Origin of the sequence: Micromonospora sp. NPDC005237 (assembly GCF_040607775.1) — a bacterium.
Classification (GTDB): Bacteria; Actinomycetota; Actinomycetes; order Mycobacteriales; family Micromonosporaceae; genus Micromonospora.
On the sequence record NZ_JBEXHJ010000007.1, the window covers coordinates 37,352 to 58,551 of the forward strand.

The window sequence follows — 21,200 nt, forward strand, 5'->3', positions numbered from 1 at the left end:
CAGACACGCTAGCCCGAACGCGTCACCGGCCCCGGCCGTACAGGTGACTGGCCCCGCCGGCGGCCGTCGGGTTGACCGCGCCCATGACCCGCGCTCGGATCGTCAGGTCGAACGCGGCGACGGCGGTGATGGTCGCCGCGCCCAGCAGACCCACCGCCAGTGGCGGGAGTTGTGCCGCCACCGGGCTCAGGATCAGGCAGCCCACCACGGCCGTGAGGCAGTACTTGGTCAACTGGCCGAACACCCATGCCTCGAAGATCAGCCGCCCGACGAGGAAGAGCAACGGACCGACCAGGATCGCGACCACGTTACCGGCCGACATCTTCCCGCCGGGCGCCTTCAGCATCAGCTCCCCGCCGATGCCGGTGAGCAGGATGCCCGCACCATCAGCAGGTGGGTGTAGCCGGCCCGCAGGTTGACCCGGTACGGGTCGATGGCCTCGTTGATCTTCACGGCGAGGTTGCTCGTCGTTCGATAGAAGTACGTCCACCAGAGGAAGACGACCGTCCAGAAGGTGACCAGGAAGGCAGCGGTGTCCTCCAGGTCCCGCGACGACTCCCGGTAGAAGTTGCCGGTGGCCAGGATCGTCTCGCCGAGAGCCAGGATGATGAACTGGCGGTACCGCTCGGCCAGATGTTCGCCCGAGAGGCGCCACTCCGCAGCCGTGGCCCGGCCGAGCCGCGGGAGACGCCACCGCAACGCCGGCGCCGAGTAGTCGATCGCCAGCGCGCATGCCCACCACAGCATGCGCGTGTCGCCGCTGGCAGCGGCCCCGGCGAACCAGATCGTCCCGGAGATCAGATACCAGATCACTCCCCGGACCGGCCGGCGCCAGGCAGAGGTGCCGTGCAGGTAGAAGGCCATGACCAGGGTACGGCCCAGGTGGATCCCGAGGTACGCGCCCGCGAAGACGAAGCCCTGTTTACCGAACGCATCCGGGACGTTGATGGACATCAACAGGCTGCCGAGCATCACGCAGATGATCAGGACCTGCACGGTGGGGCGTTCGCAGTCGAGGCTGTCGGTGGCGAGGTTGGTGTTGTACCAGATCCACCAGAAGGCGAGCAGGAAGATCACGGCCTGCGCGGCGGCAACCCAGCTGGGCTCCTCGGCCAGGGTCGACGACAGACGGCCGAGGGTGAAGATGAAGACGAGGTCGAAGAACAGTTCGACGGCGCTTGCCCGGACCGGGTTGACCGGGCCCGCCGCGACCTTCCTGGGCATCAAGCCATCATTGCATCCAATTCGGACACGAGGGCCTGACTTGTCCCATCGGTCAGCGCTGGGCCCGCGCGAAGGCCACGAAGCCCCGCCACGCCTCCGGCATGAAGGTCAACGTCCCACCGTCACGGTCCTTCGTATCCCGAACGAGAACGACCCCCGGCAGGTTGTCGGCGACCTCCACGCATGAGCCGCCGTTGTTGCCGCTCTTGGTGCTCTTGCGCCACTGCGCACCGGTCAGGTCCATGATGCAGCCGCTTCCCTGAGCAGATCTAGGGACTGCCCGCGCGAGAGAGCTTCTCCGCGGATGCGTTCCCACCGTCGGTCAAGGGTAGCAATCTCTGGAGACTGGTCGATTATTTGCGCCTGCGCCTGGCTGTCCACATGGGCAACGCGTGCACCGCCGTCCAACTCGGCAACGATGAACGGTCCGCCGAGACCCGAATACATCCCCGCAGACGTCGGCACGACGTAGATCTGCACCGAAGGAAGTTGCGCGCACTGAACGAGGTGAGTGCACTGGTCGCGCATGAGGCCCCGGTCGCCGCCTGCCGATCGCCACAGAACGGCTTCATCCATGACCGCGATCAGCAGGGGCGGTTGATCACGGTGGAGGATGGCCTGACGCCCGATGCGGGCCTTCACGAAGTGGTCCACCTCCTCCGTGGATAGCGGTTCCCCCGCCAGCGTCGCCCGCGCATAAGCCTCGGTCTGCAGAAGGCCAGGAACCCAGGCCAGCTCAAACCAGCGGAGCGCCACCGCCTCCCGTTCCCAGTCGATCCAGGCGCGCAACCACACCGGTTCGCGGCGCTTCAGGATGTCCGGCCACAGCTCGGTTACCTCTCGGCCGAGGATCGCCGCGACCTGGGCGCGGTGTCGGGTCTGCGGGATCCGTCCAGGGTTTGCCCAGCGGGCGGCGGTCTTCGGGTCGACGCCCGTTTGAGCGGCGAGGGAGTCGGCCGTCTCACCGCACTGGGTCATGGCCTCCACGACGGCGTGGTTCATCCGCTGTCCTCCCAGGATATCCCGAACGTCCTACCGCCATAGTGCAACGCAGTGTAGTTGGGCCGCAACAGTCGGCAGGGTGTTGGTGGAACGGCGCGGCCGGCAGGGACCCGAGACCCGGCGGACGCGTTCGCAACGGAGCCGTCCCTGGGGATGACGCTCAGGGGCGGCTCCCTCCACCTCGGAAGGAGCGCGACGTGTCAGAGGATGTCGCGGCGAATGCCCGCACGATCAGGGTCGGAGACGTTCTGTACCTGACCCGTGCCGCCAGTCCGCAGTTCGTCCGCCCGCTCACCCTGCGGGTCGTACGCGAGTTGACCGACCGCCACACCTACCACGGGTGGACGTGGGTCGAGGGGTACGAGCTGGGTCGCGGCGGCCTGGCCGTGGCGAAGCGGGAGGTGTTCGTCCTCCGCGACGGGCTGCGGTGGCTGTCCGTGGGGCCCGAGCGCCGCCCGGCTCGGGGGCCGGCACGCACGGGAGCATCCGGGTGAGGCGGCGCGCCCTCCCCCACCTGCCGACCCGTCCCACCTGGCGGTGCCAGTCGTGCGGGATCGCCTGGCCCTGCTCGGCGGCGAAGCTGAGTCTCCTCGGCGAGTACCGCGAGAACCGAGCGGCCCTGCTGGTCCACCTGACAGCCCTGAGGGACGAGGCCGCCGAGCATCATTCCGGCATGTCCACGCCAGACCTCGACGATCGGTTCGTCGCCTGGGCGCGTTGCCGGTAGCCAAGCCTTTCGAAGGCCCGGTGTTGCGTGGGGTGAAGCAGAGCAAAGGGGTGACGACAGGTCAGAGCCAGCCGTTGTCCCGGGCGGTCCGCACCGCCTCGGCACGGTCGGTCGCGCCGAGCTTCTGCACGGCGGCGGAGAGATGGTTGCGCACGGTGCCGGTGGACAGGTGCACCCGGCGGGCGATCACGGCGACCGGTGCGCCGAATTCGGCCAGCCGCAGCGTCTCCAGTTCGCGGGGCGTCAGCGGGCAGGCCGGCAGCGTCAACGCGTCGGCGGCCAGGGACGGGTCGACGTACCGGCCGCCGGCATGCACCCGGCGGATCACGTCGGCGAGCGCGCCACCGGGCGAGCCCTTGGGCAGGAAGCCTCGGGCGCCGGCGGTCAGCGCCTGCCGCAGGTGACCCGGCCGGCCGTGCCCGGTGAGGACCACCACCGCACACTCGGGCCGCGCTCGGGCCAGTTCGGCGGCCACCGCGATGCCGTCCAGGCCGGGCATCTCCAGGTCCACGACGGCCACGTCCGGGCGGTGCGCGAGCGTCGCCGTGACCGCCGTCGGCCCGTCGGCGGCGTCTGCCACCACCTCGATGTCCGGCTCCAGACCGAGCAGCGCGCCGACGGCGACCCGGATCAGGTCCTCGTCGTCGGCGAGCAGGACGCGGATCACGTCACCACCGGCACGGTGGCCTCGAGCGTGAACACGGCGTCCTCCCGGCGTACCCGCAGATCGCCGCCGGCGGCGGCGAGCCGGTCGGCCAGGCCGCGCAGGCCGTGGCTGTGCGCGTCCGGGCCCCGGTCGTCGGCGCCGTCGTTGACCACAGTCATCCTGGCCACGTCGTCCTCCCGGTCGATGTGGATCCGGCACCAGTCGGCCCGGCTGTGCCGCAGCACGTTCGTGCCGGCCTCGCGCAGCACCGCCGCCAGTTCGGTGGCGGCGGACTGCGGCAGGTCCGCCGGCGGCGGCCCGACCGTGCACCGTACGCCGCAGGACCGCAGCACCCCCACGATCGCGGTGAGCTGTTCGTCGAGGTCGACGACGCGGTAGCCGTGCACGGTCTCGCGTACCTCGGTCAGCGCCGACGCGGCGAGTCGCTGCACCTCGGCGGCCTCCCGGCCGGCCCGTTGTGGGTCGACCGGGGCGAGCCGGGCGGCGAGTTCGGCCTTCAGGGCGATCACCGTGAGGCGGTGGCCCAGCACGTCGTGCACGTCGCGGGCGAAGCGCAGCCGCTCCTCGGCGGCGGCCAGCCGGGCCTGCGCCGCCTGGCCCTGCCGGGCGTCCACCAGGAGGTCCCAGAACCAGACCTGCAAGCCGTTGACTGCCGCGACGGCCACCCCGATCCCGCCGGTCACCGCCAGGTGGCGGGCGACGGAACCACCGGTCCACCCGGCGACGGCCACCGACACCAGCAGGACGGCTGCCGCCACCGCGAGCGCGGCCGGTGGCCGGACGAGCAGCGGCGCCATGCCGATCAGCGCCGCCCCGAGCCAGGCCCAGGTCGGCCAGGCGCCGGCCGCCACCGGCCCCACCAGCGGAACGGTCAGCACCGCCGCCCCGGCCAGACCCAGGTGGGCGCGGCGACGCCAGCGCCTGTCGAGCCACGGCGTCACGGCCGCGTACAGCACGGCGGTCTGGGCGATCACGAAGGCGAGAACGCCTACCGCGCCGAGCACCGCCCTGCCCGCATCGGGCTCGCGGGCCAGGCCGACCGCGGGCAGCAGAACACTCGCCCAGACGCCGGTGACGAGCGACAGCAGCGTCGCCTGGCGGGCCCGGCGCAACCGGCGGTCCGCCCGGGGAGTCCCCGCCTCGCTCAGCACGCACCGATCCTAGGACCGCCCCGCGCACGGTCCACCCCTGCGAGATGTCACGGTCGAACCGTGCGGCCCGCACGAACTTCCGGTGACGGACGCATCTGCCCTTGCCGCCGCGCCGCCGGCAGGGTCGAGGCATGGACAAGACACAGATGTACGCGGACACCGCACCCGTCGTACCGTCGGCCGCGCCCGTGCCGACCGGTCAGCCAGCGCCCCCGGTCCCGGCGGCGACCGGCGGCAGGCGGGGGTGGTGGTGGCACCTCGGCGAGATGGCGATCGCGATGCTCGTCGGGATGCTGCTGCTCGGCCCGTTCTGGGACGCGGCCGGCACGCTGCTCGGGGTGAACGCGACGTTGGGTCGCCCGGAGGTGGCCGCGCTGGTGATGGCCACGAACATGACCGTCGGCATGACCGTGTGGATGCGTCACCGGGGGCACCGCTGGCGTGGGGTGGGCGAGATGGCCGCCACGATGTACGTTCCGTTCCTGCTGCTGCTCGTGCCGTTTCGGGCCGGTCTGGTGGACGGCGACGCCCTGCTGCTCGGCGGGCACCTGCTGATGGTGCCGGCCATGGTGCTGGTGGCGGTGCGACACCGGCACGAACCACCGACTGCGGTACGCCGGCACCCGGCCGTGGTGGCGCTCGCCCGTCGCTGGCCGACCGGGCTCGCGCTGCTGATGACCGTCGACATGTGGGTCGACCCGGGGGTGCTCAGCCCGTGGACGATGCTGGTGCTGCCCGGCGGCTACCTGGTGATCGGCGTGGCCCGGCGGACGCTGCGCGGGCCGGGCGTGCTCGCCACTCAACTCGCCGGTCTGGCGGCCTGGGTCGCCCTGACGCTGGTCGCCGTCGCGGCGGGCGGACGGACCGCCGCGTGGCTGGTGGCGTTCGGGTGGCTGACGCACGCAGGCTGGGACCTGGTGCACCACCGCACCGGCCGGGTGGTGCCACGCGCCTACGCCGAGTGGTGCGGGGTGCTCGACGCGGCCCTCGCGGCGGTGATGGTGCTGGCGATCCTGACCGCCGCCGGCTGACCCGGGTGCGCTCTTGTGCCGGTCGGCGCAGCGGCCCGGACGGCGGAATGAAAGGCTTGGCACATGAGTTCCGCACCTGCACAGCACGATGCACCGACTGACGCACCGACTGACGCCACCCCCGCCGGCACCGAAGAGGTGTACGCCTTCACCGAGCTGGGGCTGCGACCCGAGCTGCTGGGCGCGTTGGCCGCCCTCGGCTACGAGGAGCCGACCCCCATCCAGCGGGAGGCTATCCCACCGCTGCTGGAGGGTCGGGATCTGCTGGGTCAGGCCGCCACCGGCACCGGCAAGACGGCGGCGTTCGCGCTGCCACTGTTGAACCTCATGACGGCCCACCGCGACGGCGGGGACCCGGTGGCGCTGGTGCTGGTGCCAACGCGGGAGCTGGCGGTGCAGGTGTCCGAGGCGTTCCACCGCTACGGCAAGGACCTGGGCGCGCGAGTGCTGCCGATCTACGGTGGGCAGCCAATCGGGCGGCAGCTACGGGCCCTGGACATGGGCGTCGACGTGGTGGTGGCCACCCCGGGTCGTGCCCTCGACCACATCGCCCGGGGCACCCTGCGCCTCGGTGGCCTGGCCACCGTCGTGCTCGACGAGGCCGACGAGATGCTCGACATGGGCTTCGCCGAGGACATCGAGGCGATCCTGGAACACGCCCCCGCGCAGCGCCAGACGGTGCTGTTCTCGGCCACCATGCCGTCCCGGATCGACGGGATGGCCCGCCAGCACCTGCGCGAGCCGGTCCGCATCGAGATCGGCCGGGAGCCGACGGTGGCCGGCGAGGCGCCCCGGGTGCGGCAGAGCGCGTACATCGTGACGCGCGCGCACAAGCCGGCCGCGCTGGGCCGGGTCCTGGACGTCGAGTCGCCCACGGCGGCGATCGTGTTCTGCCGCAGCCGCGAGGAGGTGGACCGGCTGACCGAGACGATGAACGGCCGGGGCTACCGCTCCGAGGCGCTGCACGGCGGGATGAGCCAGGAGCAGCGCGACCGGGTGATGGGCCGGCTGCGGGCCGGCACCGCCGACCTGCTGGTCGCCACCGACGTGGCCGCCCGTGGGCTGGACGTCGAGCAGCTCACCCACGTGGTCAACTACGACGTGCCGTCGGCGCCGGAGTCGTACGTGCACCGGATCGGTCGGGTGGGCCGGGCCGGTCGGGAGGGCGTGGCGATCACCCTCGCCGAGCCGCGTGAGCACCGGATGCTCAAGACGATCGAGCGGGTGACCGGCCAGCGGATCACCATCGACAAGATCCCCACCGTGGCCGACATGCGGACCCGCCGGCTGGAGCTGACCCAGGCGGCGCTGCGGGAGAGCCTGCTGGAGGACGACCTGGACCCGTTCCGGGTGATCGTGGAGACGCTGACCGACGAGTTCGACCTGATGGAGGTCGCGCTCGCCGCGGTGAAACTGGCGCACGAGGTGACGTCCCCCGGCTCCGACGACGAGGAGGAGATCCCGCAGGCGCCGGTGCGCGGCCCGCGCGAGGGTCGGCCGGAGGCCGGTGGCCGGGGCGGCGACCGGCGCGGCGGGGGTCGGCCCCGCTCGGGCGGTGGCAACACCGTCCAGGTCTTCGTCGGCCTGGGCCGGCGCGCGGGGGTGCGCCCACAGGATCTGGTCGGCGCGATCACCGGCGAGACCGGGATCCGCGGCCGGGACATCGGCTCGATCGAGATCGCCGACCGTTTCTCCCTGGTGGAGGTGCCGCAGGGGGTGGCCGACGAGGTGATCTCCGGGCTGCGCTCCAGCACCATCAAGGGCCGCAAGGCCACGGTTCGTCGCGACCGCGGCGGCGAGGGGCGCTGAGCGAGCCGCCGGCGACCGCCGAGGTACGACGGTCGCCGGCGCGTCAGGCTTCAGAAGGAGTACGGCCCGAAGCGGCCCCACGCCACCACAGCGGCGAGGACGAGCAGCACCGTGCAGGTGATCGCGCCCTGGATCTCCAGCTTGCGTCGGTCGCCGGTGCGCGTCTTCATGTCGCGCAGGTGCACCAGGATGCCGCCGACCATGACGATGACCAGCCCGACGGCGGCGAGCGGGGTGAGCACGGTGGCGATGCCGGTGAGGGCGGGCAGCACGAGCCCGATGGCGGCCAGCAGCTCGACGGCGCCGAGGGCCTTGACCTGGGTCGGCGGGACCGGGTCGACCCAGCCCATCCGGTCGCGCAGCTTCTCCTTGGGTTGGGTCAGCTTGGCCAGGCCGGCGCCGGCGAAGACGACGGCGAGCAGGATCTGGATGATCCAGAGCACCAGGTTCACGGGGGTTTCCTCCGGGGGAACCGCCTCGCGGCGGAGAGGTGATTGAGGGTTCAAGCGAGACAGTAGACCCCTGTGCGCGTACATCAATGGCCCCCGCCGTCAGAAGACGGCGGGGGCCATTGGTTCGGAGCGTCAGACCTTGAAGAGCGCCGGACCGTCCAGCGCCTCGACGTCGGCCGGGCGCAGCGCCAGGGCGAGCACGTCGGCCACGTCGGCCAGGGTGTGCACGGTCAGCGCCTCACGCACCTCGGTCGGCAGGTCGTCCAGGTCCGGCTCGTTGCGCGCCGGGATGATCACCTCGGTGAGGCCGGCCCGGTGCGCGGCGAGCAGCTTCTGCTTCACCCCGCCGATCGGCAGCACCCGTCCGGAGAGCGTCACCTCACCGGTCATCCCGAACTCGGGGCGGACCGGGCGACCGGTGACCAGCGACGCCAGGGCCGTCACCATGGTGATGCCGGCGCTCGGGCCGTCCTTGGGCACCGCGCCCGCCGGGAAGTGGACGTGGATCCGGCGCCCGGCCAGGACGTTCGGGTCGATGCCGAACCGCCGCCCGTTGGAGCGCAGGTACGACAGGGCGATGTGCGCCGACTCCTTCATGACGTCGCCGAGCTGGCCGGTCAGGGTCAGCCCCGGCTCGCCCTCCATGCTGGTCGCCTCGATGAAGAGCACGTCCCCGCCGGCGCCGGTGACGGCGAGGCCGGTGGCCACGCCGGGCACCGCGGTGCGCTCGGCCGACTCCGGGGTGAACTTCGGCCGCCCCAGGTAGCCGGTGAGGTTGTCGGTGTCGACGCGTACCGGCGACGGGTCGGTCGCCAGCGTCACCGCCACCTTGCGCAGGATCTTGGCCAGCGCCCGTTCGAGCTGCCGGACGCCCGCCTCCCGGGTGTACTCCCCCGCGATCTGCGCCAACGCCTCGTCGGCGACGCTGACCTCGTCGGCGGTCAGACCGGCCCGCTCCCGCTGCCGGGGCAGCAGGTGGTCGCGGGCGATGGCGACCTTCTCGTCCTCGGTGTAGCCGTCCAGGGTGACCAGCTCCATCCGGTCCAGCAGGGGGCCGGGGATGGACTCCACCACGTTGGCGGTGGCCAGGAACAGCACGTCGGACAGGTCCAGGTCGACCTCCAGGTAGTGATCCCGGAAGGTGTGGTTCTGCGCCGGGTCGAGCACCTCCAGCAGGGCGGCGGCCGGGTCGCCGGCGTAGCCGGCGGCCAGCTTGTCCACCTCGTCGAGGAGCACGACCGGGTTCATCGAGCCGGCCTCGCGCAGCGCGCGCACGATCCGGCCGGGCAGAGCGCCCACGTAGGTACGCCGGTGACCGCGGATCTCCGCCTCGTCGCGGACGCCGCCGAGCGACACCCGGACGAAGTTGCGCCCGAGCGCCCGGGCCACGGACTCGCCGAGGCTGGTCTTGCCGACCCCGGGAGGACCGGCGAGGGCGAGCACCGCGCCGGAGCCGCGACCGCCGACCACGCCGAGGTTGCGCTCGGCCCGGCGGTTGCGCACCGCGAGGTACTCCAGGATGCGGTCCTTCACGTCGGCCAGGCCGGCGTGGTCGGCGTCGAGCACCGCCCGGGCCGCGGCCAGGTCGGTGTTGTCCTGGGTACGCGTACCCCACGGCATTTCCAGCACGGTGTCCAGCCAGGTGCGGATCCAGCCCGCCTCCGGGGAGGCGTCACTGGCCCGCTCCAGCTTGCCGACCTCGCGCATCGCCGCCTCGCGGACCTTGTCCGGCAGGTCGGCGCTCTCCACCCGGGAGCGGTAGTCGGCCGAGCCGTCGGGCTCGTCCTCGCCCAGCTCCTTGCGGATCGCGGCGAGCTGCTGGCGCAGCAGGAACTCCCGCTGCGACTTCTCCAGGCCCTCGCGGACGTCGCTGTTGATCTGCTCGGTGACCTCCTGCTCGGCCAGGTACGCCTTGACCCAGCCGACCAGCAGCTCCAGCCGGGCGGTGACGTCCGGCGCGGCGAGCAGCTCGGTCTTCTGGTCCAGGGTCAACCAGGGCGCGTAGCCGGCCGAGTCGGCCAGCTCGGACAGGTCGGTCATCCGCTCCACCGCGTCGATGACCTGCCAGGCGCCTCGCTGCTGGAGCACGGAGGTCACCAGGGCGCGGTACTCGCGGGCGAGTTCCCGGGCACGGCCGGCGGGAGCGGGTTCGTCGAGTTCGGTCGCCTCGACCCAGAGGGCCGCGCCGGGGCCGGGCACGCCGGAGCCGATCCGGGCCCGGGACAGGCCACGGACCACGGCGGCAGGCTCACCGTCGGGCAGCCGGCCGACCTTCTCGATGGTGGCGACCACGCCGACCGGGCCGTACTCGCCGTCGATACGCGGCACGGCCAGCAGCTTGCGGTCGCCGGTCGTCCGGGCCGCGTCGATGGCGGCCTGGGTGGTCGGGTCGAGGGTCACCGGGATGACCATGCCGGGCAGCAGCACGGCGTCGGTCAGGGGAAGTACCGGAAGAGTTGCCATCGAACACCTGCTATCGCGTTGAGTTGAGCGTGTCTCACTCAAGTAACAAAGCGTTCCCCTTGTTCCGAGGTGTGACCCAGACCACTGCCCGGTGCCGGCGGGCGAATCGGCAGCACCAGCTCCCGGACCGCCCGGATGCCGCCGGCCAGCGCCACGGCGACGGGAATGGCCAGGCTGGTCAACGACAGGGCGAGCACCACCCGGGCGGGCAGCCCGACGCCGACGGCGAGCGCGGTCAACACCGTGCAGACCACAAGCTTCACCCGGGTACGCGACAGTGGGACGACGGCGGTGTCCCGGACGGACGCGACGACGGACATGCGCTTCTCCTCCTCGTTTCCTGGGTGGGCCGGTCCCGTCCCGTGCGGGGCGGGCGACCCGACGAGACGACCTCAGGTGAGCTTGCTCGTGACGGTGTCCACGGCGCTGCCGGCCATGCCCGGGTTGGTGCCGTACAGCCGCGGGTCACCGGGCGGCAGCACCGGCTCGGGAGCGTTCGCGCGCGGATTGTCGTCGTAGCGGAACTCGCCCCTGCCGTCCGGCGCGGGCCCGGACGCCCAGCGCCCCTGAGCGGCGTCGGTGCCGGAGGAGAAACCCAGGTAGGTGTAGCCGAACTCGTCGGTGAACTCCCCGGAATCCGGGAAGGCGTCCGGCACCGGCATGTCCTCCAGGCCGTCCTCCTTGAGCTGCTCGATGGCGGCCAGCCACATGAGCACCGTCGACGTCGCCGAGGAACTGCACGTCTCGGAACGGACGGTCAAACGGATGACCGCCGCGCTGCTGCGCAAGCTGCGGGTCTCCAACCGCGCCGAGGCGGCGGCCATCGCCGGCCACGCCGGCCTGCTTACCGATTGACGCGGCGGCAACGCCCGCGATTCCGCGTCGGTTCGCGGTTTTGTGCGCCACTCAATCGCGACGCGCCGAATGAATGGGACGCATATTGTTGCGGATTCCCCGGGTGGTAGGTCAGACTTTGGACACATCCCGCCACACACAGGGAGTAATCGGCAATGGCGAGAAAAGTAATCACGGTCCTGACCGACGACCTCGACGGCGGGAAGGCCGACCGGACGGTCGAGTTCAGTCTCGACGGCGTGGCCTACACGATCGACGTCTCGGACGAGAATGCCGGCGTCCTGCGTAAGGCGCTGGACCCGTACATCAATGCGGGTCGGCGGATCGGTCGGGGCCCGGCGGAGAACACACGGACAGTTCGGCGGCCGGGGCGACCCAGCGGCGCCGGAATGGACCGCGAGCAGAACCGGGCGATCCGGGAATGGGCCGTCAAGAACGGCTACAAGATTTCCGAGCGGGGCCGGATCCCGGTCGAGGTCGTCGAGGCGTACAAGAGCCGCTGACACACGGCAACAGCGACGGGGTCCCGCCGGAAACGGCAGGACCCCGTCGCTGTGTGCGTGGCCGGCCACCCGGGGCTGTCCACCCCGACTGGCCGGCCGACTGTCGAATCAGTTCACGTTGATGCGGATCGAGTCGAAGGCGGGGGTCTGGTTCGCCCGCTCCATCATCGGCAGACGGTGCGAGCCGTCACCGGCCCAGACCGAGCACTGCGCCGTACCCGATTCCGGCAGGCCCGGAATCTGAATGGTCACGTCGTCCGGCTGGGCGCCACCGCGACCGTCCTCGGTCGCGACGAAGAACGCCGGCACCTCCTGCGGCTCCGGCGGCGCGGTCAGGCTGTCCAGCATCCGGCAGGCGGTGTGGAAGTGACCCCGGACCAGGCCCTGGGCGTTGAGCAGCGAGCTCTCCACGTAGTACCCACCCTGACCGGCCGCGAGGAAGCGGTCACGGACCAGGTTCTTGGTGCTGACCCGCAGGGTGAAGGGCTGGTTGCGGCCGACCTGCTGCGGGAACTGGGTGATCAGCAGCGACGGGTTGTTGGCGGCGGCGCCGACCTCACCGAACTCGGTGCTCACGCACCGGTTGCCGTTCTGGAAACCGTTGTGCGGCTGCAACTGGCTCTCGTCGCAGTTGTTGGCCAGCACGCCGAGCCCCGCGCCCGGGGCGGTGCCGCCATTGTTCCCGCCGTTGTTGTTGCCGCCGCCGGTGTTTCCGCCACCGCCGGTGTTTCCGCCACCGGTGTTCCCACCGTTGTTGTTGCCACCGCCGGTGTTCCCACCGTTGTTGTTCCCGCCACCGGTGCTGCCGCCGTTGTTGTTACCGGTCGGCTGCACCTGGCACTCGGCGAGCTGCGCCAAACCCTGCGGACGCGGTCCGACCCGGTCGATAGCGGTCGTGATCCGGTCCAGCACCGCCTTACGCTTTCCGGCCAGCGGCTGCAGGATCGCACTGCGGATGAAATCGGCGCCCTTGTTGCCCTCGGCGGCCAGCCGTCGATCGGCCTCGGCGATCTGGGTCTGCAACTGTGCGAGATTACGGTCGACCTCGGCTCGCGCCCGATCCGGCACCTGCGGCAGCTTGGCCGCCACATCGGGACAGGCGACGGCCGAGCCGGTGCCCACCGTGCCGTCCTTGGCGTCCTCGCACTCCGCCACCGACTCCTGACCGTCACCCCAGTGGTTACGCACCCACCGACCGTTCTGCCAGGTGCGGCTGGTCGAGGCGCCACTCGGCGCGGTCGAGCCCGGGCTCGGCTCCACGCACTGCCCGGCGGCTGGCCGGGGCTTGTTCGTCCGCCGGTCCTGGGCCGACGAGATCTGGGTGACGGCGACTACTCCGCCGAAGACCACGAGCGTGCCGACAACGGCCAGCAGACGCTTGCTCCGCGCGATGCCGGGTGACCGGCGCGCCCGAGTGGACCTGCGCATCGAATTGCTCTCCTTCTCGATCCGGTAGTGGATTCCTGCCCTCGGCGGACCGACGGATGTGAGATGGCACGCCACGGCGGCGACCACCGCGACCTACCCGGTAACGTGTCGATGGCCGACGATGCCCTTTCCGCACCGTCTCCCGCGTCCGGTCGACGCGGTTGGGGAGATCCTCTTCATTCGCGCAGGAGTACGGGACGGCGACGGGGAAGGTTCAACCCGCGCACAGGAAAATTTGCTCCGCCCCCCGAGCGGATCGGGTGCGGAGCAGGGTTCAGCAGGGAAAGTGGCCGGTCAGTCCGCGCAGAGGTGGTCGAACGCGAAACCGCCCACCAGCTCGTCCCGCCGCCGGCTCAACGCGACGATCTCCGTGGTGAGGTCCGCGCGCGCCAGCAGGTCCGGGCCGTCCGGCCGCACGGCGCGCAGCCGTTCGCCGACCGCGACGGTCGCCAGGTCCTCGGCCAGCCGGGCCGCGTCGACGCCGCAGGAGAAGCGCTGCGCGGTCACCGAGACCCGCTCGACCAGGCAGGCGTCCGGGCGCACCTGGACCCAGCTCCAGCCCTCCGCCGGGCCCTCGGCCCAGTGCACGTGCAGCCCGCGCACGATCGGGTCGGCCAGGCGCCCGGCCACGTACGCCTCGACCGCCGCAGCGCGGGTCAACGTGCCGAGGTCGTTCACCGGGCCGGTCCGGCCGTCCGGAAGCCGTCCGAGGATGTCGCGGAAGCCCACCGGAGCGGGCTCGTCCCCGGTGCCGCCCGCCGCGTAGGCGCGCGCGTCGACCACGTACTCGACGAGGCGCCGGCCGTGCTCGGCGGCCCGCAGCGTCGGTGACCCGATGCGCAGCACGGGCAGTCCGACGGCCGCGCTCACGGCGTCGGTGAGGCGCTCGACGCGCTGCTCGGCCGACCCGGCAGGCGGGACCGGACCGATCACCACGGCGACGACCGGCCGCCCGGTGTCGGCGGCGCTGACCACGAGGTCGAACGCCGCCCGGCTGGCCGAACCCCACTGGCTGCCGGTGACGCCGGGCGGACGCCCCTGCACCAGCTCGCTGAGCCGGCACGTCCCGTACACCCGGTGGCCGGCGCGGTCGAACAGCGCGTCGCGTCCACCATCGGCGGGCATCGCCCGCAGCCAGCCGCGATCACCGCTGCTCGTCATCTGCCTGATCCATCCGCCGGTCGGTCGAACCGCGCCGAGTCTAGGCGGTCGATCATGGTGTGCGCCTCGGCGGTGCGGCCCGGACGGCCGGGCCGGGCGGGCGTTCCCCGGGGAGCTGCTCCCAGTACCCCCGGGTGACGGCCATGTCGTGGTGGGCCGCGTTGCCCGCGCCGGGCGCGTCGACGCCGAGCACCAGGACTGGGCGGGCCGACCCGGAGACGTTCGGGGTGCCGCGGTGGATGGTCAGTCCGAATGGATCTCCACCGTTGTAGAAGCCTGTCAAGGGTCGGCGGGCGATGCCAGCGCTCGACAGGCTCCTGTGACCTGGATCACATCCAGGTCGTGTTCCAGGACGCCCGGCGAGGTGTATCCAGCGAGGTCGCCCGTAGCGGACCGGCTGGGAGGTCAGCGCATGTCGCGTCAGCAGTTCGGCACCCTCGCCGCGCGCGGGCCGGGTCCTCGCCGACCCCAGGGGGAGCGCCCGCGTCGACCTCGCCAGCCGCGCCCCGCCGGTGATCCGACCATCCGCCGCCGACCGAACGCCGACCGAGCGGGACGACACCACAGACTTCCCCCGCGCCCCACCCCCACCCGTTCCACCCCGAACGCCGACCCGACCGGCGGCGGGCCGCGCCTCGCCGCGCAGCCGCCGGCCGGCGAAACCGGCGCGGCCCAGGTCGGGCGGATCGCGGCCGACGCGGCCGGACGGGTGCCGGGCGTGTCCGACGTCCGCCCGGCCACCGTCCGCGTGGGCGACCGGTCCGTGGGCCTCGACCTGAACCTCATCATCGAGTACGGCCACCGCGTGCCCGCCGTCGCCGACGCGGTCCGCCGGGCGGTCGCCGAACAGGTGCTCGCCGGCACCGGCCGCGCGGTGGCCGCGGTGACGATCACGGTGCGGGACCTGGTGGTGACCGGCTCGGCCGACGACGTCCCGCCGCACCGACCGGTCGCACGCCCCGAGCTGACCACGGCGACCGCCAACCGGGTGGCGTCCGCGCTGCTGGCCGTCGCCCTGCTCGCCGGCGGCGTCCTGCTGGCCGCGCAGGCGCTGCTGGTCACGCTGGGTCGCCCGACGCCGCTGCTCATCCGCCCCGGGTGGTACGACGCGCTGACCACCACCCGGTGGCACGATCCCGGCGTACGGGCAGCGGCCGCCGCCGCCGCACTGCTGGGCCTGCTCGTCCTGACCGCCCAACTGCGCCGGTGGACGCCGGTCCGACTGCGAGTCGACCCGCGCGACGGCTGGCACCTGCACCGGCGGTGCGTGGAACGCCGGCTGACCGACGCGGCGGAGACCGTGCCGGGCGTACGCGGAACCCGGGTGCGGGTCCGGCGTCAGGGCGACCGGTGGCGACCCCGGTTGCGCGCCACCGGCGACCCGGCGGCCCGTGCCGAGGTCGAATTCGCCGTGCGCCAGGAGCTGCGTCAGCTCGCCTCGCCACGCGCCGACCGCGTCGACGTCCGGCTGCTGCCCCGCCGGCGGCCGGCATGACCGATGCCGCGCACCGCCTGCTGTGGACGATCGTCGCGCTGCTGCTGGTCGCCGGCGGTGCGACCGCGCTGGCAGCCAGTTCCGGCACGCTGCCGTTCGGCGACCCCGACGCGGTCCTGCTCGGCGGCGGGCTGGTGGACGCGTGGCGGCTCGCGACGCCCTGGAGCACCCTGGCCGCGGCGGTCGGCGGGCTGCTGACCGCCGTCGCCGGCCAGCGCCTGCTGCACCGGGCGCTACGCCGACCCGACCAGGCCCTGCGGGGCACGCTGAGCCGCCCCGGAAGCCTGCCCGGTCGCACCCGGCTGGCCAGTGAGGTGCTCGTACGCGCGCTGGAACGGGACCTGCTGCGCGCGCCCGGGGTGCACCGGGCCCGGGTGGTGCTCACCGGCACGCCACCGCGCCCCGACGTGTGGGTCCGGGTGGACCTGACCAGCGACGCCCGCGCCGCCGGAGTCCGCGAGCACGTCCACGAATCGGTCCGCCGGTTCGCCACGACGGCCGGCTGCCAACCCGCACACCTCGACGTGACGGCCCGGATCGCGCCGGCCCGCCCCTGAGCCGGCCGCCCGCCGAGGCCCCACCAGACGACCACCCCGAACAGCAGGGCCGTTGGGGGTCCAAGGTCCCGGGCCGGTGCGGTCCGTCGGCCCTGCCGAGCGCGCCACCCCGAGCGTCTGATGGAGATGCCACCGGGAAGCGCGGTGCGAGGCAGAGAAGGGACGTGGACACCATGACCGCGACGATCGAGCGGACCACCGCCGAGACCACCGCTCCGGCGACCGGCACCACCCGAGAGAAGGCCACCCGGTACGTCCTGGCCGGCACCCGGATGGCGCTCGGCTGGATCTTCCTCTGGGCCTTCCTCGACAAGCTGTTCGGCCTCGGCCACGAGACCGGGTCGAAGAACGCCTGGATCAACGGGGGCAGCCCCACCAAGGGCTTCCTCACCTTCGGGGTCGCCGGCCCGTTCAAGGACGTCTACACCGGCATCGCCGGCGCCGCCTGGGCCGACTGGCTGTTCATGGCCGGCCTCGCCGGGATCGGCATCGCGCTCCTGCTCGGCGTCGGCATGCGGGTCGCGGCCGTGGCCGGTGGGCTGCTGCTGGTCCTCATGTGGACCGCCGTCCTGCCTCCGGAGAACAACCTCTTCATGGACGACCACCTGATCTACGCCGCGGTGCTCGCGGTCCTGGCGCTGGTCAACGCCGGCGACACCTGGGGCCTCGGGAAGCTCTGGGCGAAGCTGCCGATCGTCGCGCGGGTGCCCTGGCTGCGGTGAGCACCACCGCACCGTCGCACGGCGGGCGTCACCACCGGTGACGCCCGTCGAGACGCGTACCCCAGGTCGGTGATCCGGGGTCGGGTCCGGACGCGTCGGGGCAGGTGGCGGGTCCGCCGCACATCGGTGACGCGCTATCCGGCAGGATCGACGGTGACCGGCCACATCACCCAACACGGCAGGAGATCCCCGCATGAACCAGGCAGCAGGCGCCCGATCGGGCAAGCCCGAGGTGGGTCCGATCGAGGGTGCGCCGCCGGCCGACCTCGTGACCGAGGACATCATCGTGGGCGACGGCCCGCAGGCCGAGCCGGGTCAGTTGGTCAGCGTTCACTACGTCGGCGTGTCCCACTCCACCGGCGGCGAGTTCGACTCGTCCTGGAACCGGGGCGAGGCGTTCGAGTTCCCGCTCGGCGGCGGTCAGGTCATCGCCGGCTGGGACCAGGGCGTGGCGGGGATGCGCGTCGGCGGCCGTCGCCGCCTCACCATCCCGCCGCACCTGGGGTACGGCGACCGCGGCGCTGCCGGCGTCATCAAGCCGGGCGAGACGCTGATCTTCGTCGTCGACCTGCTCGGCGTGGGCTGATCGAACGTGGCAGGGGTCGTTCGGCTCGATGCCGGGCGGCCCCTGAGCGCGCCCGCTGCCGGCGTCAGACCGCTGGTCGGCGTGCGCACGTCCGCGTTTCGGACGGGGCCCCTGCTCACACCGCGGTCAGCGTCAGGCGGCCAGCACCAGGCCGCCGGCCGCGGCCGGCGGACGACGGGCGGCCTCGACCAGATCGGCTGGCACCGGACGACGGGCGGCCTCGACCACCCGGCCGGGCTCGAGGATCGGCATCACCCGGTGCAGGCCGGTGGCGCGCAGCACCCGGGCCACCACCGGGGTGGGATCGACCAGGACCAGCTCGCCGCCCCGGGCCCGGACGCGCAGGTGCGCGGCGAGCAACGCGCGCACCCCGGCCGCGGAGAGCAGGCGCAGCCCGGACATCTCCAGCTGCACGACCGGCCGTGCCGGCGCGGACCACAGAGCGGACCGGAAGGCGGCAACGGTGGCGATGTCGACCTCGCCGGCCACCCGCACCTGGACCACCTGGTCACCGACGCTGACCTGCACGTCGATCCGGTCGCTGCGCTCTTCCATGAGGTGAAATCTAGCCCCCACCACCGACAGTTTCGCCCCTCCGCGGAGTGATCCCGGGTACGCCCAGGGTCATCCCCCGATGTGCCCCTCATCCCCCTAGGGGTGGAGGCCAGGGCCCTCGCGGTCGGCCGAACGGCCAGGTGCCGCGCCGCGTGCACGGCGCTCCAGGTCGACAGGGCATCGGCGGTGGAGAATGACCCGATGGTGATCCCCCGGCCCCGGCCGCCACGGCTGATCCGTCCCGTCCGCGAACCGGCCACCGTCCCGCCTCCGCTCAACGGCGTGTGGGCGGCCACGGACCGCCGGCTCGACCAGGTCGACCTCCTGCCCCTCCCCCCGGGGGCCGTCGGGCCGGAGGACGTGCTTGTCGACCCGAGCGGCCGGGTCATCAGCGGCGACGAGGACGGCAACATCTGGTGGTGGCCGGCCGACGCGCCGGCCGGCACCCGACCCCGGCTGCTGGCCGAGACCGGCGGCCGGCCGCTCGGCATCGAGGCGGATCCGTCCGGGGAGGCGCTCATCGTGTGCGACGCGTACCGCGGGTTGCTGCGGGTCACGCCGGACGGGGCGGTCCGCGAGCTGACCGGCACGGCGCCGCCGGTGCACCTGGCCAACAACGCGACGGTGGCCCGCGACGGCACCGTCTACTTCACCGACTCGTCGGACCGGTTCCCGGTCTCGCACTGGAAGCGGGACCTGCTGGAGCACCGCCCCAACGGCCGTGTGCTGGCCCACCACCCGGGCAGTGGACGCACCGAGGTGGTGGCCGACGGGCTGTACTTCCCCAACGGGATCGCGCTGACCCCCGACGAGTCGGCGCTGATGCTGGTCGAGACCACCACCCACCGGCTGCTCCGCGTGGAGTTGCGCGGCGGGGTGCGGGTGCTCGCCGACCTGCCCGCGTACCCGGACAATCTCTCCGCGGTGGGCGACGGGACGTACTGGATCGCCCTGCCCAGCCCCCGGGTGCCCATCGCCGAACGGCTGCTGCCGCACCCGCGGCTGCGCCAGCTCGCCGCTCTGCTGCCCGACGCGATGCAGCCGCAGCCGCGCCGCTACGGGCTGGTCGCGCTGGTCGACGGCGAGGGCACGGTCCGTCGTACGCTGCACGGCCCGGCCGGGAACTACTGGATGATCACCGGGGTACGACAGCACGGCGACCAGCTCTGGCTGGGCAGCCTCATCGGGCCCGGCGTGGCCCGCGTACCCCTGGGATGACCGCCTGGCTCGCGCCCGGCGTGTCGGGCGGTGGCCGACCCGGACGCGGCCGGGGTGCCTGCACGGCGAACGGGCCGACCCACCGCGACGGTGGGTCGGCCCGGTGCCTCAGCGCCCGCTGATCGAGGGCGCCGGCGCGGGTGACCCGCCGGCCACCGCGCCCGGGTGCGCCGGGGCGACCGGCGCGGGCTTGAGCCCGGACGGCACCGGCAGGGCGCTGCCCTTGACGAACTCGTCCCAACTCACGTTCCACGCCGTCCAGCCGTTGCCGGGTTGCAGGTCGACCTCGGTGCCCTTGACGGTGACCAAGTCGCCGACCTGGGTCACCCCCATCAGCCAGTCCGCGGCCGTGGCGGAGACGTTCGCGCAGCCGTGCGAGGTGTTGGTGTAGCCCTGCTCGCCCTCCGACCAGGGGGCCGAGTGGATGAACTCACCACCCCAGGTGAGCCGCTGGGCGTCGTCGACGTCGACCACGTAGCCGCCGTTCGGCTCACCCCGGGTGTCGAAGGTGGTCCGCTCGTGCTTCTCCATGATCACCATCTTGCCGCTGGAACTGGGCGTACTCGGCTTGCCCAGGCTCACCGGGATGCGGCGCACCAGCTTGCCGTCGCGCAGCACCGTCATCTGCTTCGTGGCGTTGTCGATCTCCAGCGAGACCTGTTTCCCGATCTTCGAGGTCGCGGTCCGCTCGGCGTCCCCGACCAGGTTCTTGCCGATCGGCAAGCCCTCCAGCCCCGCACGGACACTGATCGTCGTCCCCGGCCGCCAGAAATCGGGCGCCCGGTAATAGACCTGACTTCCGTCGTCCAGCCACGACCAGGTACCCGGCTGCGGCGGATTAGTCTTCACGAACAACCGGCGCTGCACATCCGCCCTGGCCTCTTTCGGAATTCCCGGGTCGAACGCCACGGTTACCGGCATTGCCGTGCCGTACGTCCGGTTGCCGACGAAATAGAGGGTGCTGGTGATCTGCGGCTTCGTGGACTTGGCCATCGTGGTGAACGTGGTCGTCCGCGTCGTGGTCGCACCCGAGTCACCGGTCGCGGTCACCTCCGCGGTGTACGTACGCCGAGGTGCCAGCGGCGCGCTCGGCACCCAACCGGAGCCGTCCTCGCGCGGCTCCGCCTTGACCTGCGCGCCCTTGTCGTCGGTGAGCCGGACAGCGGTGACCCGTCCACCCTTGACCACCGCGCCGACCTCGGCGCTGATCGGAACGTCCCGGGCCTTGTCCCCCGGTGTCACGGTGACCTCCGGCGCCGCGACGTGTCCCTTGGCCGGCCCGTCCCGGTCGGCGGTACATCCGGCCAGCACGAGCGGTGCGGCCGCGATAGCTACCGCCAACAGCGTCAATCGCCGCCTAGGTGTCATGTTCAGTCCCCCCGTTTTCGACTGCCCTCCGCCACATTCTGTCGGCCCCTACAGGAGTATCCAGGGCATTCGGAAATAATCGGCGGCGCATTTATCCGCGCATTTTCCGACACTGCGCCGGTTGGCGAGAAAAACGCACGAGTGCCGCCTTGAGGCACGTCCGCACTCCCGCACGTCACCCGACCCGCAACGTCCGGTCCCACCCCGACCCCGCCACGGCCGCACC

Annotated in this window: 25 protein-coding genes; 10 read left to right on the top strand and 15 right to left on the bottom strand. The window is 72.5% G+C overall.

Features of this window, described 5'->3' with window-relative positions; genetic code table 11:
• Positions 1 to 22: 22 nt before the first annotated feature.
• The 4 genes from ABZT87_RS19750 to ABZT87_RS19765 are packed head-to-tail and all read right to left on the bottom strand — an operon-like array spanning position 23 to position 2,226.
• Positions 23 to 346 (bottom strand): hypothetical protein, encoded by a 324-nt coding sequence (locus ABZT87_RS19750; protein WP_355137200.1) that lies wholly within the window; start codon positions 344 to 346, stop codon positions 23 to 25.
• Complete coding sequence (locus ABZT87_RS19755) at positions 346 to 1,224, bottom strand: low temperature requirement protein A (RefSeq protein WP_355137202.1); 879 nt, start codon at positions 1,222 to 1,224, stop codon at positions 346 to 348. Before ABZT87_RS19755 ends, ABZT87_RS19750 begins: the two co-directional genes overlap by 1 nt.
• Positions 1,225 to 1,276: 52 nt before the next feature.
• Positions 1,277 to 1,468: a DUF397 domain-containing protein gene (locus ABZT87_RS19760; RefSeq protein WP_355137204.1), complete on the bottom strand. Its 192-nt coding sequence runs from the start codon at positions 1,466 to 1,468 to the stop codon at positions 1,277 to 1,279.
• The gene (locus ABZT87_RS19765; RefSeq protein ID WP_355137206.1) at positions 1,459 to 2,226 is read right to left on the bottom strand and encodes a DUF5753 domain-containing protein; all 768 of its coding nucleotides are present in this window, start codon (positions 2,224 to 2,226) and stop codon (positions 1,459 to 1,461) included. Before ABZT87_RS19765 ends, ABZT87_RS19760 begins: the two co-directional genes overlap by 10 nt.
• Positions 2,227 to 2,423: 197 nt before the next feature.
• Here ABZT87_RS19765 and ABZT87_RS19770 point away from each other — a divergent pair, with 197 nt between their 5' ends.
• Complete coding sequence (locus tag ABZT87_RS19770; RefSeq protein ID WP_355137208.1) at positions 2,424 to 2,720, top strand: hypothetical protein; 297 nt, start codon at positions 2,424 to 2,426, stop codon at positions 2,718 to 2,720.
• Positions 2,721 to 3,014: 294 nt separating this feature from the next.
• Here ABZT87_RS19770 and ABZT87_RS19775 read toward each other — a convergent pair whose 3' ends face one another.
• Positions 3,015 to 3,620 (bottom strand): response regulator transcription factor, encoded by a 606-nt coding sequence (locus ABZT87_RS19775; protein WP_355068362.1) that lies wholly within the window; start codon positions 3,618 to 3,620, stop codon positions 3,015 to 3,017.
• On the bottom strand, positions 3,617 to 4,771 hold the full coding sequence (locus ABZT87_RS19780; RefSeq protein WP_354858970.1) for a histidine kinase: 1,155 nt from the start codon (positions 4,769 to 4,771) through the stop codon (positions 3,617 to 3,619). The genes ABZT87_RS19775 and ABZT87_RS19780 overlap by 4 nt, the downstream gene beginning before the upstream one ends.
• Before the next feature lie 131 nt (positions 4,772 to 4,902).
• Between ABZT87_RS19780 and ABZT87_RS19785 the strand changes: the two genes are divergently transcribed.
• Both ABZT87_RS19785 and ABZT87_RS19790 read left to right on the top strand, forming a co-directional pair.
• On the top strand, positions 4,903 to 5,802 hold the full coding sequence (locus ABZT87_RS19785; protein ID WP_355137210.1) for a hypothetical protein: 900 nt from the start codon (positions 4,903 to 4,905) through the stop codon (positions 5,800 to 5,802).
• A gap of 63 nt (positions 5,803 to 5,865) precedes the next feature.
• Positions 5,866 to 7,611 (top strand): DEAD/DEAH box helicase, encoded by a 1,746-nt coding sequence (locus tag ABZT87_RS19790; protein ID WP_354858976.1) that lies wholly within the window; start codon positions 5,866 to 5,868, stop codon positions 7,609 to 7,611.
• Positions 7,612 to 7,661: 50 nt separating this feature from the next.
• Here ABZT87_RS19790 and ABZT87_RS19795 read toward each other — a convergent pair whose 3' ends face one another.
• The 4 genes from ABZT87_RS19795 to ABZT87_RS19810 all read right to left on the bottom strand — a co-directional run bounded on the left by ABZT87_RS19795 (position 7,662) and on the right by ABZT87_RS19810 (position 11,236).
• On the bottom strand, positions 7,662 to 8,063 hold the full coding sequence (locus tag ABZT87_RS19795; RefSeq protein WP_355137212.1) for a DoxX family protein: 402 nt from the start codon (positions 8,061 to 8,063) through the stop codon (positions 7,662 to 7,664).
• 132 nt (positions 8,064 to 8,195) lie between these two features.
• Positions 8,196 to 10,526, bottom strand: coding sequence for an endopeptidase La (gene lon, locus ABZT87_RS19800; protein WP_355137214.1), 2,331 nt, complete (start codon positions 10,524 to 10,526; stop codon positions 8,196 to 8,198).
• Positions 10,527 to 10,564: 38 nt separating this feature from the next.
• Complete coding sequence (locus ABZT87_RS19805; RefSeq protein WP_355137216.1) at positions 10,565 to 10,846, bottom strand: hypothetical protein; 282 nt, start codon at positions 10,844 to 10,846, stop codon at positions 10,565 to 10,567.
• A 72-nt stretch (positions 10,847 to 10,918) separates the two neighbouring features.
• Entirely contained in the window at positions 10,919 to 11,236 is a 318-nt protein-coding gene (locus ABZT87_RS19810) for a manganese catalase family protein (protein ID WP_355068355.1), read from the bottom strand.
• Here ABZT87_RS19810 and ABZT87_RS19815 point away from each other — a divergent pair.
• Positions 11,235 to 11,381 (top strand): LuxR C-terminal-related transcriptional regulator, encoded by a 147-nt coding sequence (locus tag ABZT87_RS19815; protein ID WP_355137218.1) that lies wholly within the window; start codon positions 11,235 to 11,237, stop codon positions 11,379 to 11,381. The two genes, ABZT87_RS19810 and ABZT87_RS19815, sit on opposite strands and share 2 nt — an antisense overlap.
• A 155-nt stretch (positions 11,382 to 11,536) precedes the next feature.
• A complete protein-coding gene (locus tag ABZT87_RS19820; protein ID WP_007460530.1) occupies positions 11,537 to 11,884 on the top strand; it encodes an Lsr2 family protein in 348 nt (115 codons plus the stop codon).
• A 108-nt stretch (positions 11,885 to 11,992) separates the two neighbouring features.
• Here ABZT87_RS19820 and ABZT87_RS19825 read toward each other — a convergent pair whose 3' ends face one another.
• The 3 genes from ABZT87_RS19825 to ABZT87_RS19835 form a co-directional block, all read right to left on the bottom strand.
• Positions 11,993 to 13,312: a hypothetical protein gene (locus tag ABZT87_RS19825; protein WP_354858988.1), complete on the bottom strand. Its 1,320-nt coding sequence runs from the start codon at positions 13,310 to 13,312 to the stop codon at positions 11,993 to 11,995.
• A gap of 294 nt (positions 13,313 to 13,606) precedes the next feature.
• Complete coding sequence (locus ABZT87_RS19830) at positions 13,607 to 14,473, bottom strand: hypothetical protein (protein WP_355137220.1); 867 nt, start codon at positions 14,471 to 14,473, stop codon at positions 13,607 to 13,609.
• A gap of 52 nt (positions 14,474 to 14,525) precedes the next feature.
• On the bottom strand, positions 14,526 to 14,756 hold the full coding sequence (locus ABZT87_RS19835; RefSeq protein ID WP_354858993.1) for a hypothetical protein: 231 nt from the start codon (positions 14,754 to 14,756) through the stop codon (positions 14,526 to 14,528).
• 129 nt (positions 14,757 to 14,885) lie between these two features.
• On the opposite strand from ABZT87_RS19835, the gene ABZT87_RS19840 reads away from it, so the two are divergent.
• The 4 genes from ABZT87_RS19840 (at position 14,886) to ABZT87_RS19855 (ending at position 17,833) form a co-directional block, all read left to right on the top strand.
• Positions 14,886 to 15,968, top strand: coding sequence for an Asp23/Gls24 family envelope stress response protein (locus ABZT87_RS19840; RefSeq protein ID WP_355137221.1), 1,083 nt, complete (start codon positions 14,886 to 14,888; stop codon positions 15,966 to 15,968).
• Complete coding sequence (locus ABZT87_RS19845; RefSeq protein WP_355137223.1) at positions 15,965 to 16,525, top strand: hypothetical protein; 561 nt, start codon at positions 15,965 to 15,967, stop codon at positions 16,523 to 16,525. Before ABZT87_RS19840 ends, ABZT87_RS19845 begins: the two co-directional genes overlap by 4 nt.
• Before the next feature lie 164 nt (positions 16,526 to 16,689).
• Positions 16,690 to 17,247, top strand: a complete 558-nt coding sequence (locus ABZT87_RS19850) for a hypothetical protein (protein ID WP_355137225.1) — start codon at positions 16,690 to 16,692, stop codon at positions 17,245 to 17,247.
• Positions 17,248 to 17,440: 193 nt separating this feature from the next.
• On the top strand, positions 17,441 to 17,833 hold the full coding sequence (locus tag ABZT87_RS19855) for an FKBP-type peptidyl-prolyl cis-trans isomerase (RefSeq protein ID WP_355137227.1): 393 nt from the start codon (positions 17,441 to 17,443) through the stop codon (positions 17,831 to 17,833).
• 132 nt (positions 17,834 to 17,965) lie between these two features.
• Here ABZT87_RS19855 and ABZT87_RS19860 read toward each other — a convergent pair whose 3' ends face one another.
• Complete coding sequence (locus tag ABZT87_RS19860; RefSeq protein ID WP_355068341.1) at positions 17,966 to 18,388, bottom strand: STAS domain-containing protein; 423 nt, start codon at positions 18,386 to 18,388, stop codon at positions 17,966 to 17,968.
• 201 nt (positions 18,389 to 18,589) lie between these two features.
• Here ABZT87_RS19860 and ABZT87_RS19865 point away from each other — a divergent pair, with 201 nt between their 5' ends.
• On the top strand, positions 18,590 to 19,606 hold the full coding sequence (locus ABZT87_RS19865) for an SMP-30/gluconolactonase/LRE family protein (RefSeq protein WP_355068339.1): 1,017 nt from the start codon (positions 18,590 to 18,592) through the stop codon (positions 19,604 to 19,606).
• A 108-nt stretch (positions 19,607 to 19,714) separates the two neighbouring features.
• On the opposite strand, the gene ABZT87_RS19870 is transcribed toward ABZT87_RS19865, so the two are convergent.
• Complete coding sequence (locus ABZT87_RS19870) at positions 19,715 to 20,974, bottom strand: Ig-like domain-containing protein (protein ID WP_355137229.1); 1,260 nt, start codon at positions 20,972 to 20,974, stop codon at positions 19,715 to 19,717.
• Between the last annotated feature and the right edge of the window lie 226 nt (positions 20,975 to 21,200).